We start from the raw sequence: 21,583 nt of genomic DNA, 5'->3' as shown, positions 1-21,583 counted from the left end.
GCGACCGTCTGATTCATTATTGTATGAGTATATAAATAATTATTAACAGGATAACCGAGCAGGTAAACATAAATGATCTCAGCAACGGCTGATATTTGTTCCAGACACTGATTCCTGATGATGAAGTAATCCCCAGAATTTTATAATAATCATCTTTTCTTATGAAGGGTACTCCGTTTTTAGCATCGGCATATCCTACCAACAACATCTTCTGACCATCTTTTAAAAGGGTTTCTTTGTATCTTTTGCCTCCGTGGCTGCTTATATTGGTTTCTCCCAACAAAACCAGCTCTATCCCCTCAGGTTCTACTTCTATAATTCCTGTATCATCTTTCATCTGAAAAATATTACATTGGGTTTCCCTGTGAATAGTACTGTATGTTTCCTTACCGTCCGAGTCTCGCCCAATATTTTCGATGGTATAATAATATCCAATACATTCTTCATTCTTCACTGGTGAAGATAGGGGATCTTTCATGATCAGGTTACCTTCAATCTCTACCACTCCTTTAGCTACAGAATGGATCTTTGAAGTGGGAAGTGATGACTGCAGTCGTAAAAAACGTTTTGCAGCATTAGGTTTCATTAAAGCAATAAAGATGAGAATGAAAACCACCAAGGGAATAAGAATAATTGCCTTTTCCGCATAGCTGTCATAGTTATTGGCAATTTCATAAGCATATTCATGGAATGGCATTTTTTCTTTGAAGATGACCCATAATATAAAATAAATAAAAAATGATGCTATTATTCCCAGAATAATATATCCTGTATATGATCTTCCTTTATGACCTGCCATATGCTTCGTCTGAACATTTTACTTTTTAAAAATCCGATGAATACTTTTGTAAAGTTATCATATTTAATGTCTTATTCCGGTATTATTTTTTCTTTTCTAAATAACTTCAAACTCTTCTTTTCCCGTGGGAATATGAAACATCAGCTCCAGCATCAGCTCTTCACCGGTTTCCTCTTTATAAAGGAAAAATGCGGGTTCTCCATTTAATTTTTTATAGGTTGCCAGCTTTCCGTTACCATAGATTTTTAAAACCCTGTCTTCCGGCAATGGCATCATTTTAAAGCCATTATTAAAATCTTCCAGTAAACTGTTTAGTCTTGCTCTGGAATCTTCATCGCTTAAATACATGGATAAAGCCATATTTTTTTCACGATTCCTGATCATTTCAAAGTAAGATTCATATTGTTTTGAATTGATAAGACCACTTATTTTTCTGTATGCCAGATCCAGTTTGGTACCAAGGTAAGAATTATCTTTTGAAATGGACAGCAGATCGCGGCTCTGTTCCCATGTCATCATCTCATAAGGAATTTCTGCCTGAAAGGATGATTTATGAGTTAATGAAGGTAATTTTTTTGCTGTTTCCTTTTCTGAAAACTGAAAATTACCACAGTCTTTTTCATGAACAAACTTATCGTTGAGCACATCAAATAACTTGATGGTATATTGAAATGCTGTTCTTGAATCTATATACTTTTCTCCCGCAACCGGCAGCAGTCTAATTTCAAGTTTTTGTTCACCGGAGCTGCTTATTCCAAAGTTAACAGGAATATTGGGAGACATTTGCCCTTCAGCTTCCATCGCAATAACGGGAATGTCATTAACCAACACTTCAAATTGGCAATAAACAGCAGTGAAATCTATGGTATAGTAAGGTTCTTTAGCCATTATTGTTATTATTTGTTGTAAAACATATCCAGACTGCGGTAGGAAACCCATTCTTTATATTTCGGACTGGTTTTATCTAAAGCAAAGATCTTCAATGTATTTTCATTGGGTTTCTTAGAAAGATTAACGGTGTGGATGGTAAAGAAAGTTGTTTTTGCTTCTTTATCTTCCCAAACCTGTATTGTTTCTTCTATGTGATCTGTTTTGAATTCTCCGTTTTCATCAAGGAAAATGGGTCTTTCTTTTGTATTTACTTTTTTATCTGAAAAGTCTGCTTTATGACCTGCTTTTTTTTCAATTGCACTCAGAATAGCATCCGTATTCGGGTTGTTCTGCAGTACCATTTCATAGCACCATACTTTTTTATCATTTTTTGAATAAAAAACGGATATATCATCTGTAGCAGACTGTAAGGTGTTATTAAATAACGAAAGGTTCAGATTTTTGTCTTTTGGAAATTGAAATTCAACATAATCCACTGAGGTATTGAAATCCCCTGAAGCGTTGTCATTAGCAGTTAATCCGATTCCTTTGAGCAATTCTTCTCCATTGGTTCCGAATTTAAGATCTTTAAAATCCATTTTTCCCTGGGTTTGATTTACCGGTTTACTGGTTACGCTTGTCTTCTCTGCCTGTGAAACTGATTTTTCTGTTCCTTTTCCCTGACAGTTCATTAAAACAAAACTTAACGCGATCTGGCATATAACAATCTTTTTCATGCAATTTTTTTATTTAATTTTCTTCTTTATCATACAGACTATAAGGGTAACTTTCTACCTTCTTATTGTTTTTTATCCGGAATTTCAAGTATTCGGAATACTTTGTAGTCTGCGTAGCATTTATGATCAGTGTTGTAAAGTTAGTATTTAAACATATCAAATCTGATTCTTTTGTTTTTTCGCCTTGTATTTCGGCATTTCCGTTATTGAGAATAAAAATCTTTCCGGATTTTTCCCAGATGATATTCCGCTCTACTTCATTTCCTGTATCGAAAGCTGGCTTTCCTAACTTTTCAAGAAGTAATTTTTCCATTTTTTCACTTTCTTTCCGGGTATATAAATGGATTTTATATCCGTTGATGTCTTTTGAATCTCCTAAAAGTTCAAGATAATTTTTCCCGGCATACGTTGCAGCATTACTTTTTAATTCATTAGCAAAATACTGTCCATAAAAGCTAAAGGAATTCATATCTTTTACCTGATAGGCAGTAAGGTTTTCATCCAGAATAGATTTTTTCTCTGTGTAAACAATATTATTCAAAATCTTTTCTTTTTTCACAGGAAAAAGAATGGCAGACAAGTCCTCTTTTGCGGTACTGCATGATATAAACAGCGACATTATTAAAAGTAGAAACATATTTTTATTTTTTCTTTTTTTCCCAAAGTAATATTTTGTTGTCATAGCCTACTAATTCTGCTAAATATTTCATAATATCGAATCCGTCAAAAAATGTACGGGTTCTGTTATAATTCACCGGAGTCCAGTCTGAGCTTACTTTTTTGTAGGTAAATCCGGCTTTTACCATGACCACTACGGTTCCTACACATGGGTCTATACTTAAGCTCGGAATATAATAAATTCCGGCTGTGGAATCATATTTTAATTTATGTCCTGAAGTAATACCCATCGTAGCTCCTGCAGTTAATTTTCCTTCCACATGTCCTTCCAGTTCCGGTTTTTTTGTAGTTCCGATAACAACAAACATTCCTTTTAGCTCAAGTCCTGATTTTAATTCAACAGTGATGTTTGAGCTCAGATCAAAATTAACTTCTTTATCTCCTTTAACGGTACTGAATGAACCATCTATTACACCGTCTACTTTTCCTTTTACTTCAAGATCAATGTACATTTTAAAGTTGATGACCACATGTTCTGTTTCATATCCTTTGCTTGCCCATTCCCTTACCATATTGAAGATTTCAAGAGCAAGTACATTTCCTGTTCCGGCTGTAGCTACAGCCACTCCTGCCTGAACAATCAGGGCTAAAAGGTCAAAAACAATAGCCAGCTCCACCAAAGGCTTTGCTTCGATGAAGAGCATCAGCTTGGTTCCTATATCAGAATGTGCTTCATTGACATCAGCTTCCCATTCTGCTCCGAAATATAATGCGGGAGCATTTAATCTTATATCAAATGGCAGCTTTCTTCCTACTCCTTTGGATACAACACCTTTTGTCTGTGATGTAATTCCCTGGGACATTTTTTTAACGGAAGAAATAATGGAAAAGAGTTTACTGATCTTGTCCTTATATTTTACGGTAAGTTCCGGTTTACAGTAGTAGCTTCCATCTTTTTGTTTATCATAAGATGCTTTAAGTTCTACTCCGAATTCTACGTCTGTATATTTTCCTTTTTCTTCATTGGCGAGACTCAATGCTTTACCTCGAAGTTCTTTATGTTTTTCAGGAGTCATTTTTTGCCATTTTATGCTTAAGCTGTTGCTTAGGTTGATAAAAAAGGCAAATCTCCATTTGATATCCGGATAGGCTTTTATTAATACGGTGGTTCGTCTTTCATTGCTATAATATCTGCAGGTATGTACGTGCATATGAAACTCATTCGGACTGGAAGAAGCGGGCCAGATATACTGCATAAGAGCCATTGATTGGGCATCAAATCCTACTCCTGCCCCAAAATTATACCTGCTCAGTGGAGCATACACTTCATAAGGAAATGATGGAGTCTGAAAGGTTTTCTTTGGATCTCCCTTATCTATTGCTTGTCCTACATCTACAATATAAATTTCTTTTTTATGTTTGTTTTTCGTATCTCTGAAACAGCTGTTGGTATCAAAGCCTGTGACATCTATGATAAGTTCTTTTTTTGTAGCTGAAGTAGGTGCTATCACCGCATAGTGTATAGTCTGCGCATCATGGGCATTGAATACAAATGAGATATCTACTCTACGGTTGTTTTCGTAGTCTTTCTCATTTTTATACTTAATATTATCTCTTCCCATTTTGTCATCGGTAGGATCTACTTCTCCTTTTCCTACTGAGATAATTCTTCTTGGATCCAAACCTCCGTCTGCAAAGAATTTTTTGACAACATCTGCCCTTCTTTGGGAAAGTCCTTTGTTATAATTTTCTTTTCCTATAACACAGGCATAGCCACTGAGGTTCATTGTGGAATCTTTGTGCTCCAGAAGAAATTTAAGTACATTATTCAGAATGGCTACTCCGTCTTTATCTATGACCGTAGAATCAAATTTATAAAAGATCGTCCTCTGAATATGCTCTTGTAATGCGGCGGATTTTATCTGCTTTATACCGTCTCCGTTTTTAAAAACTGTAGCAATTGTATTGTTGGCTTTTCCATCCTTTGTCTCATTTTCAGTAATCTTTATCACTTCAAATTTACACGGCTCGAGCCTGACAGAATTTACATCCGGCTTATATACTTTGGTTGGCGTCTGATTCTGGGCTCCGTTGGTATTGGTGGTAACTATTTTATTTTTTACATTCAGATAAATAGCATGAAGATCATCACCCAGCTTGTCTTTGATGTATTGTTTTGATGCGGTATCTTTTACTTTAACGTAGAATTCTTCTACATTCTGAATGTTGTCCACATAGGCCATCCAGGCAAATGTATTTTCTATTTTCAGATTTATTTCTCCGTCAATTACCTGTACGTTGTTGTAGGTGTGCACCAGTTTATCTTTTTTTGCAGACTGCTGGTTCCATAGCTCAATACTTACGGTATTTCCATTCAGACCTTCTGTCATCAGGTTCAGGTGTACAATATGTCCGTAGGAAATATACTCGGTCTTTTTATTATTTTTTATGCTTTTGCTGTTTTTTTGTGTAGACCACTTACTGCTTACAATTTTGGGCTCACACCAGCCTTTCACATACAATCCTGTATTATTTTTAGTATCTCTTACTCCTGAAAGACTGGCTTCAATATAAAAATGATAACTTCCGCAGTATTGTTTATCTATTAAAAATTTATATCCGCCTGCAGAGGAAACCTGGTTGATAATAATTTTTCTGCTGCTGTTCTGCCTCATCCAGATAAGAGGTTTCTTTTTGTCTGCATCCGTAGTGCCAGGCAGCCATTCGTCAATACCAAACTGCACCCACTGATCCGGCTTTATGGTAACCCTTTGGCCCGGTACAGACATTTTAGGATAATAAAGTCCGCTTACAACTTTTATTTTTTTTACGCCTTTTGCCATTTTTTTATCATTTAGATTGCACCATCCTGACCTCCACCTGAAGGCTGTTCGTTATACATTTCTTCGGAATCTACCAACGGATTAATCTGCTGCTGGACATCTTTATCTGCATTTTTAAAGTTCTGCTGGCTGGCTTCTGCTCTCTGTCCGTGGTCTATAATCTCAATACATGGAGTTCCGGCAACAGCACATACGGCTTTGCTATCTTCTACAATGATATATCCGCCATTGCTGAGCTGCACTTTATCATAAAACTTCTGCCATTCTGTAACCATGATCTTGCAAGGCGGCGGCGGAACTCCCATTTTGGTACAGTTTCCGAATGTATTTTTTTCAAATGTGGCTGCTCCTATTTCTTTCGTGGTAACGATCAGTTTTTTGGAAGCGCTTTTATCATTGGCATATTCTTTTTGGTGTGTAAGTACTTTCAGCTTGTCCGGAACCTGCCCGAACTGGCATTTGCACATGGCTCCCTGTACTACAATATGTTTTTCTGCCATATTAATTTTATCTTTAGTGAAATGGTAATTTAGTTTTTATCAATTCCTGAAACTGATACTGAAATCTTTTTCTCTTCCTGCAGCATGATACTGCATTCCAGGTAAAGAGATTCCGGAAGTGAAGTTTCTTCTTTCAAATAGCTTATGAGTCTGAAAGTTCCTTCTTCATTCATCACAGGTTCGTCTTCTATAATCAATGAAAAAGGTGATCTTCTTATAAAATCATCTACGTCTCTTTCTTCATATAGTTTGCCTGATCCTTCTACAGTAATCAGACCTGTTTCTCCTTTTAGCGGATCTGTTTGCAGCGTAAACTTATATCTGGGTTCAATTGCATTGTCTACTACAGGAAACGTTGCTGTCATCTCCGTTCTGTATTCTTTTCCGAAACTCTGATATATTCCAAAGAATAAAGTACGGATGAAGTAATCATTTTTAAGGTAAAGATCTATTGCTTCAGGCTGGCTGATCACTTTTTCAATCTTTCCGCAGTATTCATCTACGGTTTGACCTTCAAATTCTTTATACAATTCTTCTTTTATGGCCGGCCATCTTTTGATAAATACCTCAGCATTTTCCACTGCTTCAAACTTTCCCTGTTCATCTGTGCTGATGTGTAGCGGGTATAAAATCTTAGAGGTTCTGTACGCCAGGAGATCTGCAATTTCATTGACTTCTTCTTCATTGAGATAAACGTTTGATGTTCTGTCTATCTCAAAAAAATGATGCCTTTTCTCAGTTTTCAACCAGCGAACTGATGTTTCATATTTTAATTCGCTTTTATTTTCTCCTTTTTCAATGGTAATGACTACACTGTATCTTCGCACTGAATTTTCCGGCTGAAAAACAAGGCTGTTTCCTCTTCCGAATTTTACCAGAATGTTTTTATCTGCAACCGCTGTTCTTGGAATAAAAAGTTCTTTCTGCCCGTTAAGATTGATCAGGATCATGTCCTTAACAGCGCAGTGGTTATTATGGAAGAGTTTTAATGCATCTTTATCCAACCCGTACAGCGAGGCTATACTTTTTAAAGTTTCATCTTTCTGAACGGTATGTATATTATATTTCTGCATAAAAATGTTCCTGCTTCAATTTCTTTCTTTATATGATATTTTATTAAAAATGAATAACCCTTGTTCTGTTAGGTCTTGGATCCATACCAATACCTTCTCTTCTTGCTGACCAGTGAAGGTATTCATGACGAAGCTTTCTTAAATCATCCTGTTCCTTTACTTCTTTTTGATAAGCTGCCTGACGGTTTTCCGGAATTTCGTTTCCTCCGTAGGCATCCCGCAGGGCTTTATAATGTTTGAAAGAGTAAGGCTTGCCATCTCCCATTACGTAAGTTCTGAGACGTTCTTTTATTCCTATTAAAAACTGATCATTCAAAATGGAATATTTATCGTCTGTCAGTTTCTTTATGGTAATAGGAAGGTTTTTATTTACCCCATATTCCGCCATAAAATGCAAAGGAATGTAGCTGTATGTCTTCAGCAGCTTGCGTGTTCCTCTTAGTGATAAATAGAATCCGGGAGTAATGGTGAGCTCATCTTTATGATACCAACCTTCATTTTCAAGCTCTGTTTTTAATGCTTTTAATTTGGTACTGGTAGTCCATGATGTTTCAACTTCTTCCCATGTTTCCTGTCCGTTTTCGTAAGCTCCCCCTACGTCACAGTGTACCCCGGGGAATGTTTTTTCAGTTCCGATATGTACTCTCGTAAGGTCAAAATTTTCCCTATGTTCATCTTCTGCAGTAAAGTGAACTACAGTCTGTGCTTTTCCGATATCATTCAGGCTCAGTTCTTCCACATCATTACTGAAATTGGGTACTGGTGACAGGTATTTTGAATAGGAAGAAACGGTATCATAGATTCCCAGGAATCTTACTTTTAAAACATCTACTTTTAATCCGGCTTCTTCGAGTTTAAGGCCAAGGTGTCCCCATTTTGGAAGTTCTTCTGCGTCTACACTTTTACCGTCATCATCTGAATAAGTGGTCACCGAAACGGCTTCATTGGCAACGGTACAGGAAGAGGCTTTATATTTTGCTTTTCCAATTTCGTATACAAAATTACGGGCTGCTGCAGCTCCACGGCTGAATCCGAATACATCGAAAGTAAGAACAGCAATTTTATCCGCTTTTTTTTCTGCTTTAATGGTTTTCACCTTTTTTACGATTTCTTCACAGCCTTTTCTCACTTTTGATCTGATTCCGGTTTCTCCGGTCCCGAAAGCGTATCCCAGCGTAGCATCTCCTTCTTTATCCAGTGTACCGATACCTTCTATATAAATACCGAAGTTTTTATCATAGTTATCCCACATGCGGGCTACATTACTCCAGTCATTGTTGTAACTGGTATTGTCTGAAGCTTTTCCACCATGTTTTTTATGGGCATCTGTCTTATTTTTTCTTTCGTCTGTATTGGTTTTATTATTCAGGGTTCCGTCAAAAAAAATCCCAATAGTAATATCCAGTACCTCCTCTTTGGATACAGATGGTGTATAACTTCCAAATTGATTGTTGTGCATAGTTCTTGTTTTTAAATTGACTGAATAAACGCTATGATTCTATCTTTTGGGATACTCTGATTTTTGCTTTGGTAATGGCCAGTTTTTCTTTTTCGGATTCTAAGGACACCAGGACTTTTGTATTGTCTTCATTGACCTTAATGGTAAGATTTATGTTTTTATCTTTACCTAGCTTCTGAAACAGGTCAAATATTTCCTTATCATCAAAAGAGTCTATCCATACTGCATACCTGTTGTTATTTTTATCTTTCCAGTAAAAACCGCAGAACCTTGGAACAGCCCGGCTTTTATAGGCATTGTCTTTCAAACTCTGGTCAAAAAGATTTTCCTGTTCTCCGTTATAATTGGTAAAACCGAAGTCTATCCATGTTGCTCCTTCCGGAAGAACTACTGAAGGTTTCCAGTTGTATTTCTCTCTATATGTATTATAAATATCTGCTGCAGGATATCCTTCTTTTTCAATTTTCTCACGTACTTCCGGTTTGAATGTCTTGTAGGAAGGATCTTTCAGCATTCTGTCTGCAAAGCCTTCGTTCAGCATATACTGAGCATTATCGTATGCTTTTTCTTTGGTAATAACAGTATCATGAGCCTGGAAAGCTCCTATTTCTTTCTGGTTTCCCGCTCCTTTCATCCAAAGGACCACTCTGCCCTGCGGAGCCAATCCTACGACAAATGAGTTGTAGGTAGATTTCTTTTTCGTGTCCTGATCTACAAATCCTTCGTCAAAAAGGTTTTTGATCTTTTCTTTATCCAGATTCCATTTGCCGGTATAGAATTTTTTCTCTACCAAAGAATACCATGTGAATTCCAACTGATGAGGGGCATCCATTCTTTCGGTGGTCACATTCATCGTTCCTCCTTCTTTTCCCCATCCTGTATTCTGCGTTCCCCAGATGGCATCAAAAGCGTAAGTGAAATCATCAGCCACAATAGCTCCTTCATATACTTCCATCGGATATTCCTGTGGGGCAGAAACGGTTCCCAGCCAATTGTATTTTTCTTCCATTTTTTTATTCTGACAATTCGTTAATGAAAAACACCATATAAAAAGAATCAGCAGGTTGTGTTTACTTATGACCATGGGACATAATCTTCTTGTTACTTGCTAAAATCAGATTATCTCTGTGTGCTTCCACATTGATTTTCTTTGCTATTTTTTCAACCTTTTTTCCTACGCTAAGATGATAGGAATCTTTTACTGTTATGCGCAGATTGGTTGCTGTCTTTATGATGGCCATATCAGAAAAGTTTTGATTTTTCAGCACTGTTGAATTCTACAATCTTTCCACTCTGCATGGTCATATTTTCCAGTTGGCTGAACATAGAAATTTCACCTGCTATTTCGTTGGATGTTTCAGATTGTCTCTTGAATTCTTTTTCAATCATTTCTGTTCTGGTATCGGAAGTTTCTGTAATATCTCCCGAAGCCGTAAGTTTCATATCTTTTCCTGCAATGGAAACAATATTGTCGTTTGCAGTACTGGTAATACTTGCTCCTGCTCCTATCGAAATTTCTTTTCCGGCTGTGATATTGATATTGTCACCTGCATTTAAAGTAAAGTTTTTAGGCGCTTTCATGCTGATATTGCCCTGTCCGTCCATGAAATAAGTATTTCCACTCGGATCAAGTATCGTTACACTTCCTTCTTCATCGTTCATTAAAATCCTGATTCCGCTTCTGGTTTGGATGGACTTCAGATGATTGTTTACACCACCTCCTAACGCAATTCCTCCATGGAACATTCCTCCCATTACGAAGGGTCTGTCCGGATGACTGTGAACAAAGTTGACCATCACCTGATCTCCCACTTCCGGAATGGCTACATAACCACGGTTTTGGGTAATCTGATCTGTTCCTCCTGCATCAGGGCTCATCATACGGATAAAATGAGTAGTGTCGTTGGTCTGCCAGTCAAATCTTACCTGTACTCTTCCCTGTCCTTCGGGATCTGTATTGGAAATTACCGTTGCGGTCTGTGGCTCAGCCTTTGGAATAGTGTATTCCGGTTTTGGAAGAAAGCCTGTGTCCGCAGCGATTCCTATGAAGCTTCCATTGTAATGACCTATGGTATCAATCTCATGTTCTGCTTCTGTAATCATGATCCTGGTGAAATAAGAGGTTTCATTAGAATCCTGTTTACGCATCTGCACATCTGCTACACAACCCGGGTGCAGAAAAGGGACTGTTGTATTTCCTGAAATGGAAAAAACGTTGACAGCTTCGCTTCCTGATGCACTTTTCTGAGAATATTCAACATCAAGGTGTGTGGCAGCTTTGATGGGAGCAATCTGTAAAGCCGGAGTTTTATAAATAGATTCGTTATGACTGTAAGCTGTTTTTGCCAGGTCACCCACATGTTTGATCGGTGTTGAACCGGAAGTCAGTCTTTCATTTTTATTACTGTTGTAGCCGTAAAATTGCGGCTTGGTATGTACAGCTTTCAATTCTACCTTTATATCATTGGCGCTGCTTCCGTAAGTAAGGGTTATGGGCTTATTTTGAGCAGGTAGTTTTCCGAAGTGTAAGACTTCACCGTCATAGTAAAACTGTTCACCATACGCTTCAGCCATTCTTGCCAGATAGTTATAATGGGTTTCATCATACTGGCTGCTGTAGATGATCTGGGAAAAGTTATTGGCATCTACCCTGATATCAAAACGGCTTTTGTCAATTCCCTGTTTAATCACTTCTTCTGCAATGATTCCTATATTTACAGACTGCGCACCTCCAAAACTCTGGATATGCGGCGCCCCGTCAAGGAGAATGGTAGGACTGTATCCGGTAAGGACAATGTTTCCCAAGCTCATTTGTTCCTGGCTGAATCCTACTCCTGTAATCACTCCCACAAAGGTTCTTTCCGGGCTGTTGTCTATATCTTTATAGGAAATAACAGCTGTAAGTCGTTTTCCAAGAAACTTATTAGCTTCTTCCAAAGAATGGGTCTGTCTGTCTCCCAGGGTATCATGTGCCAGTGTCAGTGTAAATTCATGGTGTCGTCTGGTGCTTTGCTTAAGCTTAAAATGCTTATAATACTTGATAATTTTCCCTTCTATGACAAGAGAAAGTTTTACCAAACGGTTGATACCTGTATGATGGTTTTCGGAAATACCATCTGCATTCTGCGTAGGACGAAAAGATGTCGCTTGTGATTTTCCAGGTGTATTTGACATATTTTTTAGTGATTTGATTAATTTTCTAACCGATTATTCAATAGGACGGGAATTTAAAAATAAAAACAAAAGTGCCTGCTGAATATAGTCTAAGGTAAAAAAAGACCGTCTTATTTAAGGACAGTCTTTTATTTTTTGCTCATGAAAGACCTAGCTCATTGGCCAAAGTCCATCATAAGATGAGTTTCCATATGTAATGCTTTCAGCGCTTACTACAAAGCTGATCAGCATATTGTTGCTGTCCACTGCATCAAAGTCTACTTCATGCTGGATAACATATCCGTTTTCCCACTTCAAAGAAATCAGTGTTCCTTCTTCGTGAGATTTATTAAAGTTTATTTCTCCGCTCGTAGGTTTATATTTGCTGTTCAGTAAACTTTCTAAAACATCAGATTTTTCTGTTGCTTCAATAGTTACTTTAATTAATGCGTTTGACGGATCAGAAGCTACACGTCCTGAAATGTCTGTGGATCTTGATACGCTGTAGTTAAGCTTTAATAACTTCTGACCTTCCCCTCCATTGAATTTTAAGATTCCTCTTGAATTTCCTGCCATATTCTTAAATTTTAATCATTAACAACTGTTCCCAGATATAGGATTTATACAACAAAGATAGACTTCATGTTCTAATTTAAAAAGTTTTTGGATAACAGTTTCATAAATTGTAGTAGTTCTACGACATTTATTAAAATTTCGAATTAAAAATCAATTCTAGAATTTTAAACTAAATTACCTTATTTTTCATTGAAATTTTTCTACACAACCCTTTATAACCGCGTAAACAAAGAAAACAAAAAAACAACCACTTTATTCAATATCAATGATTTAGCATTTCTTTTTGGTAAACTCAATAATGCTTATACCCATACCCAATTATCATGATAATAAGGTTAATGATTACGAGACCCATTAAAATATTGGTGTATTTTCTTTTTTTATCAATAAAGCTCAGGCTCAGAGTAAAAAAAAACAATAATAAAGTATATACGGCAGGATACATTTGAAAAGCTTCAGAAAACTTTCCTTCAAATACGAGTACAATTGCTCTCTGAGCTCCACATCCCAGACATTCTACCCCCAGGAACTTTTTACTGGGGCAGGTAAGCATGAAGTCTTCAATATCCATTATTGTGGTTTTGTAACTATTTCTGTAATTATGAAGAGATTTTGGCTCTTGTATACTGATGTGGAAAAAAGCAGTCTTCTTTCATTTCAAAAGACCCCTGAACAGCAATATATGGATTTCTGAGAATTTCTCTTGCCACAAAAATAAGATCAGCTTCACCTTTCTGAAGGATTTCTTCAGCCTGCTCTATTTTGGTTATCAATCCTACTGCCCCTGTCTTTACACCGGCTTCATTTCTCACCTGTGATGAAAAAGGAACCTGATAGCCATCAAAAACGGGAATTTTTGCTCCATGGATATTTCCACCACTGGAAACATCAACAAGGTCTACTGCATGTTCTTTTAAAATTTTTGCCAGTTCTACACTGCTTTGAATATCCCAGCCGTTCTCTGCATATTCCGTTCCGGAAATCCTTACAAAAAGGGCAGTATTTTCATCCAGTTCTTCGTTAACAGCATCTACAATTTCAATCAGAAACCTGATCCTGTTTTCAAAACTGCCCCCATATTCGTCTGTTCTGATATTGGAAAGCGGTGACAGAAACTGATGAATAAGATATCCGTGTGCCCCATGAAGCTCAATAACGTCAAAACCCGCTTTTACGGCTCTTCTAGCCGCTTTTTTAAAATTCTGAACCTGCTCCTTTACCTCATCTGTAGTGAGCGCATGCGGAATTCGTTCAGTCGGATGATAAGGAATAGGACTTGGCGCAACGGTTTCCCAGCCTTCTTCAACAGAGATCTGCAGGTTATTCCATGTTGAGCCTTTTCTTCCGGCATGAGCCAGCTGAATTCCTATTTTGCTGTCAGAGTTTTTATGGACAAACTCCACAATCTTTTGTAATTTTTCTGCCTGCTCATCATTCCAGATTCCCATGCAGTGATTGGTAATTCTGCCTTTAGGTTCTACTCCGGTAGCTTCTACAATCAACAGACCTGTACCGCCTTGTGATCGGCTTCCGTAGTGTACAAAATGGAAGTCATTCGCTTCTCCGTTTTCACATGAATACATACACATGGGTGACATTACCCATCTGTTTTTTAACTCTACATTCCTGAATTTTATTGGTGTATATAACATTATATCTTTTAAAAAAATTAAACTTTTCACTGGAAGAATAAAATATTGTCCACCTCATTAAAAAGAACTAATTTTACCCCCCTTTTTTAGTCTACAATATATGAAAAAAGACCTACAGATCAGTTACGAATATTTTAAAAATAGCAGTGAACTGAATGATATAGAAAATAAATTATTTGAAAGAGCCAAAGAGGCTCGTGAGAATGCTTATGCACCTTATTCCCAGTTTCTGGTAGGATGCTCCGTATTATTGGAAAACGGAGAAATCTACTCCGGGAACAACCAGGAAAATGCAGCGTATCCGTCCGGACTCTGTGCAGAGAGAACAACTCTTTTCTGGGTAGCCGCCAATTTTCCGAATGTGAAAATAAAAAAGATCTTTGTGGTGGGAGGTCCTAAAGAATTTCATGAAAAGAATCCTCCTATTCCTCCTTGCGGAGCATGCCGTCAGAGTCTGATAGAATATGAGACCAAGCAGCATGAAGATATAGACCTTTATTTCTCAAGCATGAATGAAGAGGTTGTAAAAGTGCATGCAGTGAAAGATCTGCTTCCTTTTTACTTTGATTCTTCATTCTTGTAACAAAGAGTTTTCTGCATCATGCCAAGGTTTTAAACTCTGATATGGTGTGATTAAGATCAATAAATTTCATATTTCAGCATAAAAAAAGACTGTCTCATCATTTGAAACAGTCTTGTATTTTTCTATTCTTCGTCTTCAGATTCTACATCCTCATCCCCATCATCTTCATACTGCTCAAGATAGTAGCTAAAGCTAAAGTCTTCAACTTCGTCTTCAGCATCTTCCAAAGTAGTCAGCAGATCTTCAAAAATCTCCAGCTGATCTACCGTCATGTTTACGAATTCCAGGTGGAGCGGCATTTCTGTATCTCCGGTGATGGTATCAAAAAGTGCATCAAGATTATCGCCAAAATGTTCAGGAAGCTGAATTTTTTCCTTCAACTGGGCGTAAAAATCTTCATAGTCACCTATGTCTGTAAAATCTATATATACTGTCTTCATATTGAACTAAATTTCCAATTTTTATTGATTAAAAAAGTTTTGCAGACTTTTCAGAGTTTTTCTACTATACTTTTTATTCATCAAAATTAATACTTCTCACCTATTAAATACAAATTAGTCATTGCGAGGAGCTGTGCGACGAAACAATCTCAAAAAACATCTAAAATATGCTGGATATCATCCGTAAGATCTTTCCAATCTGGGTTTATACTATTAATTAAATCCAATTTCTTTTGTCTCGAACCCGCTTTTATTTGTTTTTCTCTAAATATAGCATCACCTATTTCCTGAAAAGCTTCCCATACACCAAAATATATAAATTATATCTTGAGGTAAAGCTTTGTGAATAATATGACTCTTTATGTTGCTGAACACGTTTTGGCAGATTTGAAGTAACTCCTGTGTAAAGAGTTGTATGATTCTTATTCGTCATAATATAGACAAAACCTGCTTTCACTTATTATTATTTTTGAGATTGCTTCGTCACTTTCTTCCTCGCAATGACGTTATTGTTTTTCAAAGCTCTTATAATGATTTTTGGTAAGATATACTTCTCCGTTTTGGGTATAAATGATACGGTCAGCATTCCTTCCACCACAATGATAATTCACATCTGCTTCAAAATACTTTTCTCCATCAGGCAAACGTCCTTCCCTGTTTCCGAATTTATCTCCACCAATCGCTTTTCCGGGAAGTACATCACACAGGTTTCCTTTAGAGGGATTCCATCCCTGCTTTCTTGCTTCATTTTTAGTGATATAATAATCCGGGAGTTTATGATTCTGCTTCACATAGCTGATCACCGTCTTTTCTTCCGTCAATTGATCAATGGAAACCTGAGCAGATGCAGTACTATTTTGGTTTTCCGAAGAGGTACTGCCATAATTCACCGTTTCCTTTTTTCCAGGATCCGGCTGATTTTTTTTATCTGCAATAAAATTATTGTAAACATACATTACAGACATTCCGAAAAGAAGTCCCAGACAGATAAAAAATACAGATCTTATTTTTCCGTTCATAGCTGTTATTTAATGTAATATCATTTCTATGCTCTCAATTCTTCAGGAATATCACAAACCGGAATAGGATCCATTTTGTGTTTCGCAGCTTTATGCATTCTGTCGAAAATCTGGAATACTTCCTTATCTCTTCCTTCATAGTCATCAGCCGTTTTTGTTCCGTATTCTTTCTGGATTTTTTCCAGTTCCGGATAAGTGGCACCAATCTGCTGCTCATCTGTTCTTTCCGTATCCCAAAGCCCGTCTGTAGGAATAGCCTCCTGAATACTTTTGATAAGATTTAATCCCTTGGCCAATTCATATACTTCAGTTTTATAAAGATCAGCAATCGGAGAAACATCTACCCCACCATCACCATATTTTGTATAGAAACCAATTCCAAAATCTTCTACTTTATTTCCTGTTCCACAAACAAGAAGCCCGTTCAGCTGTCCGTAATAATAAAGTGTAAGCATTCTGAGACGTGCTCTTGTGTTGGCAAAAGTCAAATTCTCATTGGGATATACTTCATCATTTACATGGAAGGTTTTATAGATCTCTTCAAAGGCCGGGGTCAGATTTACAGATATTGTTTCTACATTGGGAAATCTGGATTTAAGGTCATTCATATGATCCTGTGCACGATCAACCTGATCAGCTTTCTGGCGGATTGGCATTCCGATCAGTAATGTTTTCAGGCCTGTCATTGCGGCTAATGTAGAAACAACTCCTGAATCTACGCCTCCTGAAACTCCAATTACATATCCGTTCACTTTTGCTTTTGCAGCATAATCTTTTAACCAGTTTACAATATGATCTATCACTTTTTGTGTCTGCATCGTTTATATTTTTTTTTAGTCTATTCCAAATTCCTGAGGGTATTTCACCACTCCTTTTTTATTTTTTAATCCATCTTTTACCAATTCTACAGCCATTCCGTTTTCTTCCGGAATATCGAATGGAAAAGAAATCCCAAAATTACTTGTTTTTTTGTAACCAAAGCGCGGATAATAATTTTCATGTCCGATTAATATTACAGATTCATATCCCAATTCTTTAGCAATATGATGTCCCTATAGAATCAATTCCCCTCCAATTCCCTGATTTTGAAATACAGGTTTTACAGAAACCGGTGCCAATGCAAGAGATTGGAAAGATTCTCCATCACCTTCAATGGTAATTTTTGTAAACAGAACATGTCCGGCAATTTCACCATTGTCATCTTCTGCCACTAATGACAATTCCGGAATAAAAGCATCGGATAACCTCAATTTTTCAACAAGAAACTGCTCCTGATGATCGCTGTGTTCCATATCTCTGAAAGCTTACTCTACAAGACTGAACACTTTTTTATAATCTTTTTCTTCTTCTTTTCTAATCTTCATTACTCTTATATTTTTCACGTTTCAGTTCGTACCAGAAACAGACTCCGTCAGGTTCTTCAAACTCACTGGTCTTTTCAAATCCTAATTTTCTTAAAATATGATTAGACACCTCATGTTCAGAATGAGCATAGGCATAAATAATCTCAGCATTCAGGTCATTAAAACCATAATCCAGAGAAGCTATTCCGGCTTCCACGGCATATCCTTTACCCCATGATTCCGGCAGAAAACGGTATCCAAGCTCCAGTACATTTTTGTAACCATTGGTTTCATGGGTCAGTAATTTCAACCCGCTCCATCCTATCAGCTGCCCACTTTCTTTTTCCACCACACCCAATCTTCCTACTCCATTCTCCTCATACTGTTTCTGAATCATACTGATGACCTTTTTTGATTCATTGATGTCCGTCAATATCGGCACTCCGATATATTTCATCACTTCCGGATTGGAATCCAGAAGAAACATACGTTCAACATCCGTATCTTCAAGTTTTCTTAAAATCAGTCGGTCTGTTTCTATTTTCATAATTATTAGTTTTTACTCTCCGGCTCCAAAAATAGTTACATCTGTTTTTATTCCTTTTTTAATGTCTGTTTCTTTTATTTTATTTCCCATTACATTGAGGGTTTGCAAAGCCGGGTTTCCTGAGATATCAATTTTCTGAAGTTTATTATGTTCCACATTCAGTTTTCTTAACGCTATAAACTGCGTCAGGTCAATTGTTTTTAATTGATTTAAAGATAATGTTAATTGGTCAATTTTTGGAATTCCATTCAGCGAAATATCTTCCAACAGATTATTGTCCAGATATAAAGCACTTAAATTTTTCAGATTTTCTGCTTTGAATGAAGAGATTTTACATCCTGTACAGGAAAACAATTCCAGTTGGTCCAGATTGTTTAGTGCAATATTGTTGATCATATTATCGTCCAGGATAATCATTTTCACATTTTTAAAAAAGTGCAGATCTTCTGTTGAAGTAATTCCTTTCTGAACAAGGAACAGATTTGTAACCATCCCTGCTTCCGAAAGTTCTAGTATTCCGTTTTTATTCAGATCAAAATTTTCAAGGACTGCTTTTTCAAAGTTTTTATCTTTAAATTCAAGCTTTTGCCCATAGAAAAAAGAAAGTCCCAAAATAAGGCAAAGGGTTGTAATTATTTTAATTTTCATCATGAATTGTGTATTTAATCCTTATTTTTGTAAACTTAAATTCCATGTAAAAATAATGAAGATTTTTAGATATATTGCGCTTTCTTCTATTTTAGCTGCCGGACTTGTTTCCTGCAAAAAAGAAACTGAAAATCAATGGAAGGTAGAAGTCAAAGAAACTGCCGAAAAAGTTGATGTAACAGATATTTCCAAAGAATTTTACAATCCGAATGTTCCGCTGGAGCAGTTTAAAACTCAGTTCCCATGGTTTCAGGGAAGTGTTTCGGACGCAGATTTCGAAAAAAGAAGAATGGATGCTGAGGAGATCAAAATCTACAAAGAAGCCATTGGAAAGATAAATCAGGCTACATTACAAACGGAACTGAAGAGTTTATTCTCGCATATCAAATATTATTTCCCACAGTTCAAAAGCCCCAAAGTATATTTATTTTCATCTGCGTTACAGATGATCCAGGATCCGATATTTTATGATCAGAAAGGAAATCTTCTGTTTATAGATATTACCGGTTTTATGGGAGATGGAAATCCCAATTATAAAGGATTGGAGCTGTATTTTCAAAAATCAATGAATCCGCAGAATATTGTTCCTAAGGTATCACAGCTTTTTGCTGAAAATATTGTAACGGAATCTCCTGACCATCAGAAGTTCATTGATCAGATTATTCTGAACGGAAAAGTAATGATTCTTCAGGACGCTTTTCTTCCTGATGTTCCTGATTATCTGAAAATGAATTATACCAAAAAACAGTATGAATGGGCCACAGCCAATGAAGCTAACATCTGGAATTATTTTGTAGAAAGCAACCTGATCTTCGGTGATGATCCAAGACTGGGAGAACGTTTCATATCGCCCGGGCCATTCTCGAAATTTTATACGGAGATTGACAATGAATCTTCACCACAAATCGGAATTTTTACAGGATGGCAGATCTGTAAGGCATACCTTAAGGAAAAACCTGAGACAAAACTTACAGCTTTCCTGAAAATGGATGCAACAACCATTTTTAATGAATCCGGTTATAAACCGAAACTTAAACAATAGAAAATTTAGAATTTAGAAAAATAGAAAAAATGAGAAAGACTCAGATTACGATAGATGTAGAGCTTGATGAAAATCATGTGCCTGAAAATATTACATGGAACGCTCAGGATGGAGGTATTGATAAACAAGATACTAAAGCAACTATGATTTCTGTATGGGATGATAAGACAAGAGAGGCATTAAGAATTGATCTTTGGACTAAAGAAATGCCTGTAGATCAGATGAAAATGTTTATCCACCAGATTTTAATATCTTTAGGAAGTACTTATCAGAGAGCGACAGGTGAAGAGGATGTAGCACAATGGATGGAGGAAATTGCAGAAGAGTTTGCTGTAAAATCTGCCATTAAATAAAAACCTACAATTGCAATAAGCTGGAAGTAGTAAGCGGTAAGCTTTTTGTATTCAGCATAGCAAATTTTAATAAAAAACAATGAGTTTAAACAATATCCTTTATTGTTTAAGCTCAAAGCCTAAAGCAAAAAATTATGAATTTTAATACAAAAGTAATTCACGGAGGGCAGCACCACGAGTCTGCAACAGGTTCTGTAAATGTTCCTGTATTTTTGACCTCTACGTTTGCACAGAAAAGCCCCGGAGTACATTCCGGATATGAATATTCAAGAGCAGCCAACCCTACAAGACAGGCATTGGAGGATTCTTTGGCAAGTATTGAAAATGGAGCGCGAGGTTTAGCTTTCGGTTCTGGTCTTGCTGCCATCGACTGTGTTTTGAAATTATTAAACCCTGGTGATGAAGTCATTGCTGTAGATGACCTTTATGGAGGTACTTACAGAATGTTCACAAGACTTTTCGAAAAATATCAACTGAAGTTTACGTTCGTTAATTTCGATGATGTTTCTAAAATAGCTGATGTTATCACTGATAAAACAAAACTGATCTGGGTAGAAACGCCTACCAATCCGTTGATGAAATTAGTAGATATCAAAGCGGTTGTAGATATTGCAAAAGGAAAAGATATTTTAGTAGCAGTAGATAATACTTTTGCAACGCCATACATTCAGAGACCTATTGATTTGGGTGCTGACATTGTAATGCACTCTGCAACAAAATATTTAGGAGGACACTCTGATGTGATTGCAGGAGCGCTTATCGCTAAAGATGCTGAACTGGGAGAAAAACTTCACTTTATTCAGTTTGCAAGTGGTGGTATTTTAGGACCTCATGATTCTTACCTTGTATTGAGAGGGATCAAAACACTGGCATTAAGAATGCAGAGACATTCTGACAACGGACTTGCAGTAGCCAAGTATCTTGAAAATCATCCTGCTGTAGATAAAGTAATTTATCCGGGATTAGAATCTCACCCTCAGTATGAATTGGCAAAATCTCAGATGAAGGAAGCTGGAGGAATGGTTTCATTCACTTTTAAATCCGGAAAGAAAGAAGATGCTATTAAATTCTTGGAGAAAGTAAGAGTATTCACCTTAGCAGAATCTTTAGGAGGTGTAGAGTCTTTGGCTAACCACCCTGCTCTGATGACTCATGCTTCAATCCCGGCAGAAAAACGTGCTGAACTGGGAATCACTGATGACCTTGTTCGTTTAAGCGTAGGAATTGAAGATGCAGAAGATCTTATTGCAGATCTTGAGAAAGCTTTTTCTTAACGTACTATAAACTAAAATGAGAGGGGTTAATCAATCCTTCTCATTTTATTATAA

The 21,583-nt window shown here is 36.8% G+C and carries 26 protein-coding genes; 4 read left to right on the top strand and 22 right to left on the bottom strand.

Annotation, left to right across the window (positions count from 1 at the left end):
• Nucleotides 1–16: 16 nt before the first annotated feature.
• The 14 genes from FN817_RS14235 to namA form a co-directional block, all read right to left on the bottom strand.
• Nucleotides 17–799, bottom strand: a complete 783-nt coding sequence (locus FN817_RS14235; RefSeq protein WP_142718543.1) for a hypothetical protein — start codon at nt 797–799, stop codon at nt 17–19.
• Between the two features lie 96 nt (nt 800–895).
• On the bottom strand, nt 896–1,687 hold the full coding sequence (locus FN817_RS14230) for a hypothetical protein (RefSeq protein WP_142718542.1): 792 nt from the start codon (nt 1,685–1,687) through the stop codon (nt 896–898).
• An 8-nt stretch (nt 1,688–1,695) separates the two neighbouring features.
• Complete coding sequence (locus FN817_RS14225) at nt 1,696–2,406, bottom strand: hypothetical protein (RefSeq protein WP_142718541.1); 711 nt, start codon at nt 2,404–2,406, stop codon at nt 1,696–1,698.
• Nucleotides 2,407–2,419: 13 nt separating this feature from the next.
• Complete coding sequence (locus FN817_RS14220; protein WP_167498873.1) at nt 2,420–3,025, bottom strand: hypothetical protein; 606 nt, start codon at nt 3,023–3,025, stop codon at nt 2,420–2,422.
• Nucleotides 3,026–3,047: 22 nt separating this feature from the next.
• The gene (locus FN817_RS14215; protein WP_142718539.1) at nt 3,048–5,867 is read right to left on the bottom strand and encodes an OmpA family protein; all 2,820 of its coding nucleotides are present in this window, start codon (nt 5,865–5,867) and stop codon (nt 3,048–3,050) included.
• Between the two features lie 11 nt (nt 5,868–5,878).
• Entirely contained in the window at nt 5,879–6,367 is a 489-nt protein-coding gene (locus FN817_RS14210; RefSeq protein ID WP_142718538.1) for a DUF4280 domain-containing protein, read from the bottom strand.
• A 29-nt stretch (nt 6,368–6,396) separates the two neighbouring features.
• Nucleotides 6,397–7,440: a hypothetical protein gene (locus FN817_RS14205; RefSeq protein ID WP_142718537.1), complete on the bottom strand. Its 1,044-nt coding sequence runs from the start codon at nt 7,438–7,440 to the stop codon at nt 6,397–6,399.
• Nucleotides 7,441–7,483: 43 nt separating this feature from the next.
• On the bottom strand, nt 7,484–8,899 hold the full coding sequence (locus FN817_RS14200; protein WP_142718536.1) for a T6SS phospholipase effector Tle1-like catalytic domain-containing protein: 1,416 nt from the start codon (nt 8,897–8,899) through the stop codon (nt 7,484–7,486).
• 31 nt (nt 8,900–8,930) lie between these two features.
• Nucleotides 8,931–9,908 carry a DUF2931 family protein gene (locus FN817_RS14195; protein WP_228451568.1) on the bottom strand — a complete coding sequence of 326 codons (978 nt, stop codon included), beginning with the start codon at nt 9,906–9,908 and terminating at the stop codon, nt 8,931–8,933.
• A 61-nt stretch (nt 9,909–9,969) separates the two neighbouring features.
• Nucleotides 9,970–10,140: a hypothetical protein gene (locus tag FN817_RS23190; RefSeq protein ID WP_167498872.1), complete on the bottom strand. Its 171-nt coding sequence runs from the start codon at nt 10,138–10,140 to the stop codon at nt 9,970–9,972.
• 1 nt (nt 10,141) lies between these two features.
• Nucleotides 10,142–12,073 carry a type VI secretion system Vgr family protein gene (locus tag FN817_RS14190; protein WP_142718534.1) on the bottom strand — a complete coding sequence of 644 codons (1,932 nt, stop codon included), beginning with the start codon at nt 12,071–12,073 and terminating at the stop codon, nt 10,142–10,144.
• Nucleotides 12,074–12,223: 150 nt separating this feature from the next.
• Nucleotides 12,224–12,628, bottom strand: a complete 405-nt coding sequence (tssD, locus tag FN817_RS14185) for a type VI secretion system tube protein TssD (protein ID WP_142718533.1) — start codon at nt 12,626–12,628, stop codon at nt 12,224–12,226.
• 292 nt (nt 12,629–12,920) lie between these two features.
• Nucleotides 12,921–13,199, bottom strand: coding sequence for a DUF2752 domain-containing protein (locus FN817_RS14180; RefSeq protein ID WP_142718532.1), 279 nt, complete (start codon nt 13,197–13,199; stop codon nt 12,921–12,923).
• 28 nt (nt 13,200–13,227) lie between these two features.
• Nucleotides 13,228–14,280 carry an NADPH dehydrogenase NamA gene (namA, locus tag FN817_RS14175; RefSeq protein ID WP_142718531.1) on the bottom strand — a complete coding sequence of 351 codons (1,053 nt, stop codon included), beginning with the start codon at nt 14,278–14,280 and terminating at the stop codon, nt 13,228–13,230.
• Nucleotides 14,281–14,380: 100 nt separating this feature from the next.
• On the opposite strand from namA, the gene cdd reads away from it, so the two are divergent.
• Nucleotides 14,381–14,863, top strand: coding sequence for a cytidine deaminase (gene cdd, locus FN817_RS14170; RefSeq protein WP_047420954.1), 483 nt, complete (start codon nt 14,381–14,383; stop codon nt 14,861–14,863).
• 122 nt (nt 14,864–14,985) lie between these two features.
• Here the strand turns inward: cdd and FN817_RS14165 are convergent, their stop codons facing one another.
• The 8 genes from FN817_RS14165 to FN817_RS14135 form a co-directional block, all read right to left on the bottom strand.
• Nucleotides 14,986–15,303, bottom strand: a complete 318-nt coding sequence (locus FN817_RS14165) for a barstar family protein (RefSeq protein ID WP_142718530.1) — start codon at nt 15,301–15,303, stop codon at nt 14,986–14,988.
• 280 nt (nt 15,304–15,583) lie between these two features.
• Nucleotides 15,584–15,736, bottom strand: coding sequence for a GIY-YIG nuclease family protein (locus tag FN817_RS23535; protein ID WP_317129984.1), 153 nt, complete (start codon nt 15,734–15,736; stop codon nt 15,584–15,586).
• Between the two features lie 73 nt (nt 15,737–15,809).
• Nucleotides 15,810–16,322, bottom strand: a complete 513-nt coding sequence (locus FN817_RS14155; RefSeq protein ID WP_228451567.1) for a ribonuclease domain-containing protein — start codon at nt 16,320–16,322, stop codon at nt 15,810–15,812.
• Nucleotides 16,323–16,348: 26 nt separating this feature from the next.
• Entirely contained in the window at nt 16,349–17,140 is a 792-nt protein-coding gene (gene nadE / locus FN817_RS14150; protein ID WP_142718529.1) for an NAD(+) synthase, read from the bottom strand.
• Between the two features lie 15 nt (nt 17,141–17,155).
• Nucleotides 17,156–17,353 (bottom strand): hypothetical protein, encoded by a 198-nt coding sequence (locus tag FN817_RS23640; RefSeq protein WP_449386075.1) that lies wholly within the window; start codon nt 17,351–17,353, stop codon nt 17,156–17,158.
• A 21-nt stretch (nt 17,354–17,374) separates the two neighbouring features.
• Entirely contained in the window at nt 17,375–17,614 is a 240-nt protein-coding gene (locus FN817_RS23635) for a GNAT family N-acetyltransferase (protein ID WP_449386073.1), read from the bottom strand.
• A gap of 61 nt (nt 17,615–17,675) precedes the next feature.
• The gene (locus FN817_RS14140; protein ID WP_142718528.1) at nt 17,676–18,212 is read right to left on the bottom strand and encodes a GNAT family N-acetyltransferase; all 537 of its coding nucleotides are present in this window, start codon (nt 18,210–18,212) and stop codon (nt 17,676–17,678) included.
• A 12-nt stretch (nt 18,213–18,224) separates the two neighbouring features.
• Nucleotides 18,225–18,863 (bottom strand): leucine-rich repeat domain-containing protein, encoded by a 639-nt coding sequence (locus FN817_RS14135; protein ID WP_142718527.1) that lies wholly within the window; start codon nt 18,861–18,863, stop codon nt 18,225–18,227.
• 52 nt (nt 18,864–18,915) lie between these two features.
• On the opposite strand from FN817_RS14135, the gene gldB reads away from it, so the two are divergent.
• The 3 genes from gldB to FN817_RS14120 all read left to right on the top strand — a co-directional run bounded on the left by gldB (nt 18,916) and on the right by FN817_RS14120 (nt 21,529).
• Nucleotides 18,916–19,902: a gliding motility lipoprotein GldB gene (gene gldB, locus FN817_RS14130; RefSeq protein WP_185114216.1), complete on the top strand. Its 987-nt coding sequence runs from the start codon at nt 18,916–18,918 to the stop codon at nt 19,900–19,902.
• A 29-nt stretch (nt 19,903–19,931) separates the two neighbouring features.
• Nucleotides 19,932–20,255, top strand: a complete 324-nt coding sequence (gene gldC, locus FN817_RS14125) for a gliding motility protein GldC (RefSeq protein ID WP_034695059.1) — start codon at nt 19,932–19,934, stop codon at nt 20,253–20,255.
• A 131-nt stretch (nt 20,256–20,386) separates the two neighbouring features.
• The gene (locus FN817_RS14120; RefSeq protein ID WP_317129983.1) at nt 20,387–21,529 is read left to right on the top strand and encodes a cystathionine gamma-synthase; all 1,143 of its coding nucleotides are present in this window, start codon (nt 20,387–20,389) and stop codon (nt 21,527–21,529) included.
• Nucleotides 21,530–21,583 lie beyond the last annotated feature (54 nt).

Origin of the sequence: Chryseobacterium rhizoplanae (genome assembly GCF_900182655.1) — a bacterium.
Lineage (GTDB): Bacteria > Bacteroidota > Bacteroidia > Flavobacteriales > Weeksellaceae > Chryseobacterium > Chryseobacterium rhizoplanae.
Note: the sequence above shows the minus strand (reverse complement) of the source record. Positions and strands in the feature narration are given on the sequence as shown.